A 13,431-nucleotide genomic window follows, 5' to 3' on the forward strand; every position below is an offset into this window, starting at 1 on the left:
GGGCTGGAAGACTGCCCGGCGGGGCTGGAGTTCCAGCCCCGCCGGCGTTTGAGGCGCGGGGTTCGGGGCGGAGCCCCGGCACCGGCGTGCCTCGGTCATTGCTCCGCCGGGGCCGACGGTTCGCCGAAGCGGGCCAGGGCCAGGGAGCCGGCGACCGCCACCGCGAAGCCCGTCACCGCCAGCCAGGCCAGGCCCTCGCGGGTGCTGTCGCCGAGCCAGGCCACGCCCACCACCGCCGGGCCGACCGTCTCGCCCAGGACCATGCCCGCCGTGGCCACCGTCACCGAGCCGCGCGCCAGGGCCGAGGTGAGGAGCAGGAAGGCCGCGCCGCCGCCGAGCAGGAGTGCATACAGGGCGGGGTCGCGCAGGTCCCAGGGGGAGTCGATGAGCCGCACCGAGACCTCCACCACCCCGAAGCCGGTGCCCGCCGCGAGACCGAGGGTCAGGGCCCGCGGCCCGTCCGGGAGCCGGCCCGCGACCACGCCGACCAGCAGGACCAGCCCGGCCACCGCCAGCAGTCCCAGCTCCAGCGCAGGCGACCCGGTCCCGGTGCCCTCCTCCCCGGCGGACAGGCCCAGCATCAGCAGTCCCGCGCACACCACCGCCACCGCGGCCCACTCGGTCCGGGAGAGCCGCACCCGCAGCAGCCGCGCCGCGACCACCGCCGTCACCGCCAGACTGGCCGCCAGCGCGGCCCCCACCGCGTAGATGGGGATGTGCCGCAGGGCGATGATCTGGAGCACGAAGCCGGCCGCGTCCAGGCCGAGACCCGCCAGGTACCGCCACTGCCGCACGGCCCGCAGGAACAGTGCCGTGTCCACCCCGGACCCCGTGCCCGGCTCCGCCGACCGTGCCGCGACGGCCTGCAGAACCGACGCCGTGCCGAAGCAGACCGCCGCACCGAGCGCGCAAATCATCCCAATGAGCACGAACCGACTCTAGGTCACGGATCTCACGGCGGCCGGATTCCATCGGCCGGGGACCCCGCTCTAGTCTGTCCGCAGTACGCCGGGCCCCAGGGGGAGCAGCAGACATGGACAGCAGCAGCACCAATCAGCGCCGTATGCGCTCCGGCGCGGTCGCCCTCGGCGGCATGGGCCTCCTCGCGGCCACGCTCGTGGCCTGCGGCAGCAGCGACGAACCGGACAAGCGCTGTGCCTCCCGTTCGACGTTGCAGCACCTGAACAACAAGGAGTGCAAGAGCGGCGGCACCGGCTCGTACTACTACGGCGGCTACGTGGCCGCCGGCAAGGTCTCCGGCGGCAGCTTCGACAAGTCCGCCGTCACCCGCGGCGGCATCGGCGGCCACTCCAGCTCCGGCTCCAGCGGCGGCTGACCGACACCATGCAGCGGCACACCATCGAGCCCCGTCCCGACTGGCAGAAGACCGTCGAGGAGCAGGGGGTGATCTACCCCCTCACCCGCTTCCCCGACGACTCCCTGCGCCCCTACTGGGACGAGAGCGCGTACTACTCCTTCTCGCTCCCCGAGGTCGAGGCCCTGGAGAACGTCGTCGAGGAGCTGCACGCCATGTGCCTGGCCGCGGCCGCGCACATCGTCGAGCACGACCGCTTCGCCGACCTCGGCATCACCGATCCGAAGCTGGCCGCGCTGATCGCCGAGTCCTGGCGGCGCCGCGCCGAACAGCCCTCCCTCTACGGCCGTTTCGACCTGCGCTACGACGGCAGCGGCAGCCCGGCCAAGATGCTGGAGTACAACGCCGACACGCCCACCTCCCTCGTGGAGGCGGCCAGTCCGCAGTGGTTCTGGATGGAGGAACGCTTCCCCGGCGCCGACCAGTGGAACTCCCTCCACGAGCGCCTCGTCGACGCCTGGCGGCGCCAGGCCGAGCTGCTCCCGCCCGGCCTGCTGCACTTCGCGCACTCCGAGACCGACGAGCTCGGCGAGGACCTGATGACGGTCGCCTACCTCCAGGAGACCGCCGAGCAGGCCGGCCTGGACACCCAGGCGCTCTCCGTCGAGCAGATCGGCTGGGACAGCCTGTCCGGCCGGTTCGTGGACGAGAAGCTCCGCTTCATCCGCTCCTGCTTCAAGCTCTACCCGTGGGAGTGGCTGGCCACGGACGAGTTCGGCCCGCAGGTGCTCGGCACGTACGACCACGGCGGCGGCTCCGGCACCACCTGCTGGATCGAGCCCCTGTGGAAGATGCTCCTGTCCAACAAGGCGCTGCTCGCGATCCTGTGGGAGCTCTTCCCGGAGCACCCCAACCTGCTGCCCGCCTACCTCGACGGGCCGCGCGAGCTGGCGGAGCCCGGGTCGGCCGGCTACGTGGCCAAGCCCCTCCTCGGCCGCGAGGGCGCGGGCGTCACCCTGCACGAACCCGGCCCGGACGGCGAGCCGTTCGTACCGGAGCCGGGGGAGCGGTACTGCTTCCAGGGCCTGGCCCCGCTGCCCGACTTCGACGGCAACCGGGTGGTGCTCGGCGCGTGGGTCGTCGAGGACGAGGCGGCGGGGCTCGGCATCCGCGAATCGGCGGGGCCGGTCACGGACGAGTACGCCCGTTTCCTGCCCCACGTCATCCTCTAGGGGGTGTCCGCAAAGTCCCGCCCGGCTCCGGGCGCCGGCGCTGCTTTGCGGACACCCCTCTAGCCGCTGCGGACGGGGCCGCCTAGACGCCCAGCACCGATCGGAGCTGGTCCAGGCCCCAGTCCAGGTCCTCCTTGCTGATCACCAGCGGCGGGGCGATCCGGATCGTCGACCCGTGGGTGTCCTTCACGAGCACCCCGAGCTCCATCAGCTTCTCGGAGATCTCCCGGCCCGTGCCGCGTGACGGGTCGATGTCGACGCCCGCCCACAGCCCGCGGCCGCGTACGGCGGTCACGGCGCCCCCGCCCACCAGCAGGTTCAGCTCCCGGTGCAGGTGCTCGCCCAGCTCGGTGGCGCGCTGCTGGAACTCGCCGGTCCGGAGCATCGCGATGACCTCCAGGGCGACGGCGCAGGCGAGCGGGTTCCCGCCGAAGGTGGAGCCGTGCTGCCCGGGCCGGAAGACCCCGAGCACGTCCCGGTCGGCGACGACGGCCGACACCGGCACCACGCCGCCGCCGAGCGCCTTGCCGAGGATGTAGACGTCCGGGACGACGCCCTCGTGTTCGCACGCGAACGTCCTTCCGGTCCGCCCCAGCCCCGACTGGATCTCGTCCGCCATGAACAGGACGTTCCGCTCGCGGGTCAGCTCCCGTACGCCGCTCAGGTATCCGGCGGGCGGCACCAGTACGCCCGCCTCGCCCTGGATCGGTTCCAGCAGTACGGCCACGGTGTTCTCGGTGACGGCGTGGGCCAGCGCGGTGAGGTCCCCGTACGGCACGATCTCGAAGCCCGGCGTGTACGGCCCGAAGTGGTCGCGGGCGTCGTGGTCCGTGGAGAAGGAGACGACGGTCGTGGTCCGGCCGTGGAAGTTGTCGGCGGCGACCACGATCTTGGCGTGCCCGTCCGGAACGCCCTTGACCTCGTAGCCCCACTTTCGGGCGGTCTTCACCGCCGTCTCCACGGCCTCCGCGCCCGTGTTCATGGGCAGCACCATCTCCTTGCCGCACAGCGCGGCGAGCTCGGTGCAGAAGTCGGCGAAGCGGTCGTGGTGGAAGGCGCGCGAGGTGAGCGTGACCCGTTCCAGCTGGGCACGGGCGGCGTCGATCAGACGGCGGTTGCCGTGCCCGAAGTTGAGGGCCGAGTACCCGGCGAGCATGTCGAGGTATCTGCGGCCCTCGACATCGGTCATCCACGCGCCCTCGGCGGACGCGACGACCAGGGGCAGCGGATGGTAGTTGTGCGCACTGTGCGCGTCTGCGGAGCGGATGGCATCAGCAGTTGTCGACACGGGGTCTCCGATCGTCCGTCTGGCCGGGCGTAGCGCCGGGTGAAGCGGTGACGAGGGTGGCGTCACCTTCATATCGTCGCTCGTATCCCGGACGCAGAAACCTCTTCTGCGGCGCGCCCGCTAAGGTGGGCGGTACGCACGGCGACTGGCGTACGGAGAACCAACTCCGGGGGAGTCGTGCGCGCTCGACCGCATTCAGGGCCGCTCGCCTGGGCCTCGCGGGGTACCGATCACATCGACCCCGGAGGAGCCCGCCATGTCCGCGAGCCGCCATCCCGCCCTTTTCGCGACCGACCCCGAGCTGGCGTCGTTCGTCGCGGCGGAAGAAGTGCTGCAGGCGCAGACCCTGCGCCTGATCCCCAGCGAGAACTACGTGTCCGCAGCCGTCCTGGAAGCCTCCGGCACCGTGCTGCAGAACAAGTACAGCGAGGGCTACCCCGGCCGCCGCTACTACGAGGGCCAGCAGAACATCGACCGCGTCGAGGCGCTGGCGATCGAGCGGGCCAAGGGCCTGTTCGGCGTGGACCACGCGAACGTGCAGCCGTACTCCGGCTCGCCGGCCAACCTGGCCGTGTACCTGGCCTTCGCGAAGCCGGGCGACACCGTGATGGGCATGGCCCTGCCGATGGGCGGGCACCTGACGCACGGCTGGGGCGTCTCGGCCACGGGCTCATGGTTCCGGGGCGTCCAGTACGGCGTCCGGCAGGACACCGGCCTCATCGACTACGACGCGGTGCGCGAGCAGGCCCTCGCCGAGCGGCCGAAGCTGATCTTCTGCGGCGGTACCGCGCTGCCGAGGACCATCGACTTCGCGGCCTTCGCGGAGATCGCGAAGGAGGCCGGCTCGATCCTGGTCGCGGACGTGGCCCACATCGCGGGCCTGATCGCGGGCGGCGCGCACCCGTCCCCGGCGGACCACGTCGACGTCATCTCCACCACCACGCACAAGACCCTGCGCGGTCCGCGGGGCGCGATGCTGATGTGCCGGGAGGAGCACGCGAAGGCGATCGACAAGGCGGTCTTCCCGGGCCTGCAGGGCGGTCCGCACAACCAGACCACGGCCGGCATCGCGGTGGCGCTGCACGAGGCCGCGCAGCCGTCGTTCGTCAGCTACGCCCACGCGGTCGTCGCCAATGCCAGGGCGCTGGCCGCGGCGCTCCTGCAGCGGGGCTTCGACCTGGTCTCGGGCGGTACGGACAACCACCTCGTGCTGATCGACCTGACGGGCAAGGACGTGCCGGGCAAGATCGCCGCCAAGGCCCTGGACCGGGCCGGCATCGTCGTGAACTACAACACGGTGCCGTTCGACCCGCGCAAGCCGTTCGACCCGTCGGGCATCCGCATCGGCACGCCGTCGCTGACCTCGCGCGGCCTGTCCACCGAGCACATGCCGCTCGTGGCCGAGTGGATCTCGCGCGCGGTCGACGCCGCCGCCAAGGGTGACGAGCAGGCCCTCGCCGCGATCCGCGCCGAGGTCACGGACCTCATGGCCGCCTTCCCGGCCCCGGGACTGCCGCTGTCCTGACCTGCGGCGCCGGTTCCGGGGGGCTCCGCGCGGCGGATCTCTCCGGAACCGGCGGAAATCGGTCGCTCGGCCGGGGCGGTATCCGGACGCGCCGCTACCCCCCGGTACCCCGGCGCGGTACGGGCGGACCCGGCGCGACCCGCGGGGATCCGGCCAGCGGAGGGCACGGGCCCGCCCCCGCACCTGAGAGAATGAAGCCATGGCTTCTGATCGTCCTCGCGCGCTCTCCGGCATCCAGCCCACCTCCGGCTCGTTCCACCTCGGGAACTACCTCGGAGCCATCCGCCAGTACGTCGCCCTGCAGGAGACGCACGACGCCTTCTACATGGTGGTCGACCTGCACGCGATCACCGTGCCGCAGGATCCGAAGGAACTGCGCGCGAACACCCGCCTCTCCGCCGCGCAGCTGCTGGCCGCAGGGCTGGACCCCGAGCGCTGCACGCTCTTCGTCCAGAGCCACGTGCCCGAGCACGCGCAGCTCGGCTGGGTCATGAACTGCATCACCGGTTTCGGCGAGGCCAGCCGGATGACCCAGTTCAAGGACAAGTCCGCCAAGGGCGGCGTCAACAACGCCACCGTCGGCCTGTTCACGTACCCGATCCTGCAGGTCGCCGACATCCTGCTCTACCAGGCGAACGCGGTCCCCGTCGGCGAGGACCAGCGCCAGCACATCGAGCTGACTCGTGACCTGGCGGAGCGCTTCAACCAGCGCTACGGCCGGACCTTCACCCTCCCCGCCGCGCACATCGTCAAGGAGGTCGCGAAGATCTACGACCTCCAGGACCCGGCGATCAAGATGTCGAAGTCCGCGTCGTCCCCCAAGGGCCTGATCAACCTCCTCGACGAGCCCAAGGTCACCGAGAAGAAGATCAAGAGCGCGGTCACCGACACCGAGGCGGAGGTCCGCTTCGACTCCGAGGCGAAGCCGGGCGTCAGCAACCTGCTCACGATCTACTCCACCCTCACGGGCGAGACGATCACCGAGCTGGAGGCGAAGTACGAGGGCAAGGGCTACGGCGCGCTGAAGACCGACCTGGCCGGCGTGATGGTCGATTTCGTCACACCGTTCAAGAAGCGCACCCAGGAGTACCTGGACGACCCCGAGACGCTCGATTCCCTCCTGGCCAAGGGCGCGGAGAAGGCCCGCGCGGTCGCCGCCGAGACCCTCGCGCAGGCCTACGACCGCCTCGGTCTGCTGCCCGCCAAGCACTGACGAACGCAACTACGGACAGAGAGCCCTGGCACGAATGGGGGTGCTGCCGCCACACTGGGGCGGCAGCAGTCCACAGCCACAAGCGGAGGAGAGACACGTGGGGACCGTAACGCTCGGCGTTTCGATCGCGGTCCCGGAGCCGTACGGCAGCCAGCTCCAGGAGCTGCGCGCGGGCTTCGGGGACGCCGCCGCGCACGGCATCCCCACGCACGTCACCCTCGTACCGCCCACCGAGGTGGAGGCGGACCGGCTCCCCGCGATCAGGGCCCACCTGGTCGAGGTCGCGGCCGCCTTCCGGTCCTTCCGGATGCGGCTGGACGGCACGGGAACCTTCCGTCCCCTCTCCCCGGTCGTCTTCGTCAAAATCGTCGAGGGCGCCGCGGGCTGCACGCGTCTGCAGAGCGAGGTCCGCGATCCCCAGGGGCCGATCGACCGCGAGCTGGCGTTCCCGTACCACCCGCACGTCACGGTCGCCCACGGGATCTCCGAGGAGGCGATGGACCTGGCCTTCACGACCCTCGCCGAGTACGCCGCGGAGTGGGTCTGCGAGGGCTTCGCGCTCTACGAGCAGGGCTCGGACGGGGTCTGGCGCAAGCTGCGCGAGTACCCCTTCGGGAGCGGACCGGCCTGCGTCCCGGCGCAGGCGGGCTCACCCGCCGACCAGGCGGCCGAGGTGACCGGGGCCGCAGGGGCTGCCGGGGCCGCAGGGGCGACCGTACCGCCGTCCTGACGGCGCGGGCGCGGGGCCGGGGGCAGGGGGAGCCGGGCGATGCGCCGGGCACGGAATCTCAGCCTTCGCAGGACCAGGGTGTGGAACGGGCGACCCGCAGGGCGCGTTTCGGGAAAAGTCACAATCGACGACCGTAGCCGCCAGAAGCGACAATCCCGGCTATTTCCGGCGGCTGAATTACGGTGACCCCATGGACTGGCTGACGAAACTCCCGGTGATCGGGCCGCTCGCGGCCCGCCTCATGCGGACGCACGCGTGGCGTTCGTACCAGCGCCTCGACCGCGTGCACTGGACCCGCCTCGCCGCCGCGATCACCTTCATCAGCTTCATCGCGCTCTTCCCGCTGATCACCGTGGCCGCCGCGATCGGCGCGGCGCTGCTCAGCCCGGAGCAGCTGGACCGGCTGGAGAAGAGCCTCTCCGAACAGGTCCCGGGCATCGCCGACCAGCTCAACATCGAGGGGCTCGTCGCCAACGCCGGCACGGTCGGTCTCGTCGCCGGCGCCCTCCTGCTGCTCACCGGCATCGGCTGGGTCGGCTCCATGCGGGACTGCCTGCGCGCGGTCTGGGAGAAGGACGACGAGGACGACGGGAACCCCATCGTCCGCAAGGGCAAGGACACGCTCGTCCTGCTCGGCCTCGGCGGCGTGGGCCTGGCCTCCGCCGCCGCCTCCATCCTCGGATCGAGCGCGGTCGGCAAGTCCGCCGACTGGCTGGGCATCCCGCGCGAGGGCGCGGGCGGTGCGCTGCTGCGCTCCTTCGCCTTCCTCATCGGCGTCGTCGCCGCCTTCCTGCTGCTCCTCTACGTCCTGACCCTGCTCCCGGGCGTGGAACCGCCGCGCGGCCGCCTGATCCAGGCGGCCCTCATCGGGGCGGCGGGCTTCGAACTGCTGAAACTGCTGCTCAGCGGCTATATGCGCGAGGTCGCGGCGAAGAGCATGTACGGGGCCTTCGGCGTGCCGATCGCCCTGCTGCTCTGGATCAACTTCATGGCGAAACTGCTGCTGTTCGTCTCCTCCTGGACGGCGACCCGCGACGACGCGGACGGCGACGGGACGGAAGACCCGCCGGCCGCCCCTCCCGCCGCCCCTCCGGCCGTCGCACCGGAAGCCTCCGGCAGCCGCTGAAGCGACGGCCGGCCGCGCCGGTGGCGCACCGGTGTGGGGCCCGGTGCGCCACTGGATCCCGGGTGACGGGACGCCCTACCAGGTGCCGTTGCCGCAGCCGTACACCCAGCGGTGCGAGGCGGAGTTGTCGTGGACCTTGTCGCCCAGACCGCGGTTGTCCCCGTTGCGGGTCCAGCTGTACTTCTGCGCGTTGCCGCGCAGGTTCCACTCCGTGCCGTAGCCGATGCAGGCGTAGGCGCCGGTGTGGTTGTCACCCCAGTAGATGTTGACGTGGTGGCGGCCGGAAGGGATGCCGGAATTGCGGACCCAGTCGGCCTTGTTCTTGACCTGGCCCGGCCACGAGGACGAGTTGCCGCCCTCCTGGTAGAGGTAGTTGGCGTCGTCCGAGTAGGCACAGAAGTTGCCGCTGCCGCAGCCGCCGTCGGCCTGCGCCGCGGTCGGAACGGCCACGACCGCCGCACCGGCGATCGCGATCCCCGCGAGGAGCGTCCTGAGCTTGTTCATGGTGTTCCCTCCCAGTTGTGCTGTGCGTGGTTCACCGCCGGTCGGCGGTACGCGATGTCAGGTCCCGGAGTGCCGGGCGACCACATCGCGAGCTGTGGGCAGGGCCGCCACCTGCATCCGCCGCATGGCGTCGAAGGCGGCCCGGTTCTCGGAGCGGATCTTGTCCGAATAGCGTCGGTGCAGGTCCTGCGCGGTGACGGCGAGGCCGGTCGAGCGGGCGCACTCGGCCTGGGCGGTCGCCATCGGCACGTCCTGCGCCTCGGCCTCCGGGCCGGTCCGTTCCAGTTGTTCCTCGCGCTGGCGGACCGGGTGCGCGGCCGGGAAACCGCGCCCGCCGACGCACCCGCTCCACGCGGTCAGCGCCTTGCGGAAGGCGGGATCCTGGTTGACCAGGCCGGTGCGCACCGCGGTGAGCTGGTTCGCCGTCTCGCTGGCGCGGTACCAGGCCCGCACGTCCCCGTAGAGCCGGCGCCAGGACTCGGTGACGCAGCCGCGGTCGCTGTGGCTGAGGGTGCCGCCGAGGGGGCTCGCGAACTCCAGCCCCCGGGAATCCGGCCCCAGGAGGGCCACGCCCAGGGCATCGCGCTGTTCCGCGGAGAGCCCCCGTTCGTACTGCCGGGCCGGGCCCGAGGCCGCCTGCTCGTCCAGCGACCGCTCGATCCCGCGTCCGTAGCCGTGACTGCGGGCCCAGTCCACGTCGTCCACGCCGTACGGGAAGTCCCGCAGGTCCGGGTGCGGCACGCGGGGGACGGGCCAGTACGAGAATCCCTGCGCCCGCATGCAGTCCTGTACGAGAAGTTCCCCGGCGCTCTGCAGAAGGTCCAGCTCGGCGCTGTCCACCGCCCGCACCGGGGCCGGCTGCCGGGCGCCGTCCGAGGGGAGACCGGTCCAGGCCGCCACGGCGAGCAGCGCGACACCGGCCGCGAGGGAGGCGGAGATCCAGCTCCGCCGGGCGCCGTTCAGCACGGGGTGCTCACACCCCCGGTCCCGTTGCCCCCGGGGCGGATCCCGCCGGCGCGGCCGATCCCGCCGGAAGGGCGCAGGCGGGCAGGGCCCCCGTCCGCCGGCGTCGACCCGACCCCCGTGCGGATGACGTCGTTCTGCCCGGTGGCGGACGAATCCGGCTGCACCCGCCGCCGGGTCGCGGGCCCCTGCTGCGCCGTGCCGTCCGCGTACGCGGCCCGGTTCCCCACCGCCACTGCACAGCCCGCCGTGACGACGGCCGACCATCTCCCCCTCATGGGAGGACCCCCTTCCCGCCTGCGCCCTACCGACGGGAGTGAGCAAACCCTGCCGAAGCCCTCCGCAGAACCTGTGAGTTGAGAGGTGGTGCGGGCCCGGGAAGCCGGTTAGGGGAGGGTCCCGGGACGCCCGTCCGGGACGACGGCACACGAGCGCCCCCCGGCCGGAGGAGCGGCCGGGGGGCGGTGCGGACCGCGTGAACGGTGTGTGCCGGGTGCTGCGGCGAGCGCTTCAGACCAGGTCCTCGCCCCGGCCGCGGCGGCCGCGGGGCCAGCGGCGGTTGACCACGAAGGCGCCGCCCGCCAGTACGGCCAGCGCGCCGCCCGCGACGCCCAGCGCGGTGCCCGCACCGCCGCCCGAGTCCTTGCCGGCCGACGGGTTGTTCTCGTGCGACTGGGCCGGAGAGCCGTGCGAGGAGGTGTCCTCGCTCTTCGGCGGTACCAGCTCACCCACCGGCTTGACCTTGCCGGCCGCCGCGAAACCCCAGTCGAAGAGCGCGGCGGTCTCCTCGTAGACCGAGTTCGCACCGGCCGCACCCGGGTTCATCACCGTGACCAGCAGCTTCCTGGCGCCCTGCTGCGCGGCGCCGGTGAAGGTGGAGCCGGCCATCGTGGTGTTGCCGTTCTTCACCCCGGCGATGCCCTTGTAGGGAGGGATGCCGCCCGCGCCGGTCATCAGCCGGTTCGTGTTCTGGATCTCGAAGTAGTCCCGCGGCTTCCCGGGCTCCTGCAGTCCCGGGAACTTCGCGCTCACGGTGCCGCAGTACTCCCGGAAGTCCTGCTTCTGCAGTCCGGAGCGGGCGATGAGCGTCAGGTCGTACGCGCTCGACACCTGTTCCGGGGCGTCGTACCCGTCGGGGGACACGACGTGCGTGTCGAGGGCCTGGAGCTCCTCGGCGTGGGCCTGCATGTCCTTGACGGTCTTCTCGACGCCGCCGTTCATGGCCGAGAGCACGTGGACGGCGTCGTTGCCGGACCGCAGGAACACCCCGAGCCACAGGTCGTGGACGGAGTACTCGTGGTCCTCCTTGACCCCGACCAGGCTGCTGCCCGAGCCCACGCCCTCCATGTCCTTGTCGGTGACCTTGTGGACCTGGTCCTTGGGCAGGCTCGGTAGCACGGTGTCCGCGAAGAGCATCTTCATGGTCGAGGCCGGGGGCAGCCGCCAGTGCGCGTTGTGCGCGGCCAGGACCTCGCCCGTCTCGGCGTCCGCCACGATCCACGACCGCCCGGTGAGGTTCGCCGGCAGCGCCGGCGCGCCCGGCAGCAGGCTCACCTGGGTGCCCGGCTGGCCGAGCAGGGATCCGCCGACCGTGGACATCGAGACGGGCGGCGCGGCCGGGGCCTTGGCCGGCTGGCCCTTTCCGTCGGCCGGCGGGGTCGGCGCGGCGTGCGCGGGGGCCACCAGCATGGTGGGCACCAGCAACGCGGTGGATAGGACCGTCAGCGCGGTCGTCTTGGCAGACACGCAGGTGAAAGTACATCCCGATGAGCTGGCGGGCGTCACGGACCGGCCAATTCGAGGCAACCAACCCCGGGACAGCCCACCCCGGCGCGTCCGTCCTGGGGATGAATCCGATACTGAAGGCATGAGACTCAGCCGTACCGCCTCCTGGTTCCTGCTCGCCTTCGGAGTGTGGAGCTGGTTCATCTGGGTGTCTTTCGTCCGGAACCTGTGGAAGAACGGCAGTGGTCTTGCCTTCGATGCGGCGGGCGATCCCACTTCCTACTTCTGGGTGCACCTGACGCTCGCGGTGACGTCCTTTCTCCTGGGGACGGCGGTCGGTCTGATCGGGTTGCGTGCCGTCCTCGCCCTGAGGCGGGGGTCACGCACGGACGGTGCCGACGGTGCGGGCCGCACGGATTCGGGGAACCAGGCATGACGATCCTGATCTTCGCGCTCGTCGCACTGGCGGTCTGCGCCCTGCTGGTCCTCGTCCACCGCTGGCTCTGGATCCGCCTCGTCCGCGACACCACGACCCCCGGCGGCCTGCCCCGCCGCATCGGCACGGCCTCGATCATCGCCCTGCCCCTCCTCTCTGTGGCCGCGCTGACCACGGGCCGTGCGGGTGCCCCCTTCTGGCTCCAGCAGACGGTGGCCTGGCCCGGGTACCTCTGGCTCGCGGTACTCCTGTACCTGACCCTGACGATGCTGGTCGCGGAGCCGATCCGCGCGCTGTTGCTCCGCCGTCTGGCCCACCGTGACCCCTCCGGGGCGGTAGCCGGCCGGCCCGGGCCCGTGGAGGTGCCCGCCGCGGCGGCGCCCGCGGCCACCACCACCGTCACCACCGAGCAGCCCGCCACGGGCGACGGGCTGAGCCGCCGCCGGTTCGTGGCCCGGACGGTCGGCGGGGCGGCCGCCGCCGTGGCCCTCGGGACGGTCGGGGCCGGTACGCACGGAGTCCTGCGCGGGCCCAGTGTGAAGCGGGTGCAGGTCCCCCTCGCCAAACTGCCGCGCGCGGCACACGGATTCCGGATCGCCGTCGTCAGCGACGTCCACCTCGGCCCGGTGCTCGGCCGCGCCCACGCCCAGCGCATCGTCGACACCGTCAACCGCACCCAGCCCGACCTCATCGCCATCGTCGGCGACCTCGTCGACGGAAGCGTCCCCGACCTCGGGTCGGCCGCGGAGCCGCTGCGCCGGCTCGCCGCACGCCACGGCGCGTACTTCGTCACCGGGAACCACGAGTACTTCTCCGGCGCCCAGCAGTGGATCGACCACGTCCGCGAGCTGGGACTGACCCCGCTGGAGAACGCCCGCCGCGAGCTGCCGCACTTCGACCTCGCGGGGGTCAACGACATCCAGGGGGAGCTGGAGGGGAGCGGCCCCGACTTCGGGGCGGCGCTCGGCGACCGCGACCGGACGCGGGCCGCCGTGCTCCTCGCGCACCAGCCGGTCGTCATCCACGACGCCGTCCGCCACGGCGTCGACCTCCAGCTCTCCGGCCACACCCACGGCGGCCAGCTCTGGCCCGGCAACTATCTGGCCGAGCTCGCCAACCCCACCGTCGCCGGTCTGGAGCGCTACGGCGACACCCAGCTCTACGTCTCCCGCGGGGCCGGGGCATGGGGGCCGCCGGTGCGCGTCGGGGCGCCGTCCGACATCACGGTCGTCGAACTCGCCTCATATCAGGCCTGATTGGCCCCAACCGCTGACGGGCCGCCCCCGAACCAGCCTTCCGGTGGCTGATATTCCGTGATGGGATGACCGTTAATCGGACAGCACGTCGCTGTCATCGGGTCATGGGGTGGGGTTC

The 13,431-nt window shown here is 72.0% G+C and carries 13 protein-coding genes and 1 riboswitch; of the genes, 8 read left to right on the forward strand and 5 right to left on the reverse strand.

Features of this window, described 5'->3' with window-relative positions:
• Nucleotides 1-95 precede the first annotated feature (95 nt).
• On the reverse strand, nucleotides 96-929 hold the full coding sequence (locus ACWGE1_RS07615) for a hypothetical protein (RefSeq protein WP_453419633.1): 834 nt from the start codon (nucleotides 927-929) through the stop codon (nucleotides 96-98).
• Nucleotides 930-1,033: 104 nt separating this feature from the next.
• Here ACWGE1_RS07615 and ACWGE1_RS07620 point away from each other — a divergent pair, with 104 nt between their 5' ends.
• On the forward strand, nucleotides 1,034-1,336 hold the full coding sequence (locus ACWGE1_RS07620; RefSeq protein ID WP_030712669.1) for a hypothetical protein: 303 nt from the start codon (nucleotides 1,034-1,036) through the stop codon (nucleotides 1,334-1,336).
• 8 nt (nucleotides 1,337-1,344) lie between these two features.
• Entirely contained in the window at nucleotides 1,345-2,547 is a 1,203-nt protein-coding gene (locus ACWGE1_RS07625) for a glutathionylspermidine synthase family protein (protein WP_453419634.1), read from the forward strand.
• An 82-nt stretch (nucleotides 2,548-2,629) separates the two neighbouring features.
• Here the strand turns inward: ACWGE1_RS07625 and rocD are convergent, their stop codons facing one another.
• Nucleotides 2,630-3,835 carry an ornithine--oxo-acid transaminase gene (rocD, locus tag ACWGE1_RS07630; RefSeq protein ID WP_453419635.1) on the reverse strand — a complete coding sequence of 402 codons (1,206 nt, stop codon included), beginning with the start codon at nucleotides 3,833-3,835 and terminating at the stop codon, nucleotides 2,630-2,632.
• A 131-nt stretch (nucleotides 3,836-3,966) separates the two neighbouring features.
• Nucleotides 3,967-4,057: riboswitch (ZMP/ZTP riboswitch) on the forward strand.
• A gap of 34 nt (nucleotides 4,058-4,091) precedes the next feature.
• Between rocD and ACWGE1_RS07635 the strand changes: the two genes are divergently transcribed.
• From ACWGE1_RS07635 to ACWGE1_RS07650, 4 genes are all read left to right on the forward strand, one after another.
• A complete protein-coding gene (locus tag ACWGE1_RS07635; protein WP_453419636.1) occupies nucleotides 4,092-5,360 on the forward strand; it encodes a serine hydroxymethyltransferase in 1,269 nt (422 codons plus the stop codon).
• A gap of 199 nt (nucleotides 5,361-5,559) precedes the next feature.
• The gene (gene trpS, locus ACWGE1_RS07640) at nucleotides 5,560-6,573 is read left to right on the forward strand and encodes a tryptophan--tRNA ligase (protein WP_453419637.1); all 1,014 of its coding nucleotides are present in this window, start codon (nucleotides 5,560-5,562) and stop codon (nucleotides 6,571-6,573) included.
• A gap of 97 nt (nucleotides 6,574-6,670) precedes the next feature.
• A complete protein-coding gene (locus ACWGE1_RS07645) occupies nucleotides 6,671-7,303 on the forward strand; it encodes a 2'-5' RNA ligase family protein (RefSeq protein ID WP_453419638.1) in 633 nt (210 codons plus the stop codon).
• A 190-nt stretch (nucleotides 7,304-7,493) separates the two neighbouring features.
• Complete coding sequence (locus tag ACWGE1_RS07650; RefSeq protein ID WP_453419639.1) at nucleotides 7,494-8,429, forward strand: YihY/virulence factor BrkB family protein; 936 nt, start codon at nucleotides 7,494-7,496, stop codon at nucleotides 8,427-8,429.
• Nucleotides 8,430-8,504: 75 nt separating this feature from the next.
• Here ACWGE1_RS07650 and ACWGE1_RS07655 read toward each other — a convergent pair whose 3' ends face one another.
• The 3 genes from ACWGE1_RS07655 to ACWGE1_RS07665 all read right to left on the reverse strand — a co-directional run bounded on the left by ACWGE1_RS07655 (nucleotide 8,505) and on the right by ACWGE1_RS07665 (nucleotide 11,825).
• Nucleotides 8,505-8,933: a hypothetical protein gene (locus tag ACWGE1_RS07655; protein ID WP_453419640.1), complete on the reverse strand. Its 429-nt coding sequence runs from the start codon at nucleotides 8,931-8,933 to the stop codon at nucleotides 8,505-8,507.
• Between the two features lie 57 nt (nucleotides 8,934-8,990).
• Nucleotides 8,991-9,899 carry a hypothetical protein gene (locus tag ACWGE1_RS07660; RefSeq protein ID WP_453419641.1) on the reverse strand — a complete coding sequence of 303 codons (909 nt, stop codon included), beginning with the start codon at nucleotides 9,897-9,899 and terminating at the stop codon, nucleotides 8,991-8,993.
• Nucleotides 9,900-10,406: 507 nt separating this feature from the next.
• Nucleotides 10,407-11,825: a D-alanyl-D-alanine carboxypeptidase gene (locus ACWGE1_RS07665; RefSeq protein WP_453419642.1), complete on the reverse strand. Its 1,419-nt coding sequence runs from the start codon at nucleotides 11,823-11,825 to the stop codon at nucleotides 10,407-10,409.
• On the opposite strand from ACWGE1_RS07665, the gene ACWGE1_RS07670 reads away from it, so the two are divergent.
• Entirely contained in the window at nucleotides 11,764-12,057 is a 294-nt protein-coding gene (locus tag ACWGE1_RS07670) for an SCO4848 family membrane protein (protein ID WP_453419643.1), read from the forward strand. The two genes, ACWGE1_RS07665 and ACWGE1_RS07670, sit on opposite strands and share 62 nt — an antisense overlap.
• Nucleotides 12,054-13,313: a metallophosphoesterase gene (locus tag ACWGE1_RS07675; RefSeq protein WP_453419644.1), complete on the forward strand. Its 1,260-nt coding sequence runs from the start codon at nucleotides 12,054-12,056 to the stop codon at nucleotides 13,311-13,313. Before ACWGE1_RS07670 ends, ACWGE1_RS07675 begins: the two co-directional genes overlap by 4 nt.
• Nucleotides 13,314-13,431: the final 118 nt, after the last annotated feature.

Source organism: Streptomyces sp. NPDC054932 (assembly GCF_053610205.1).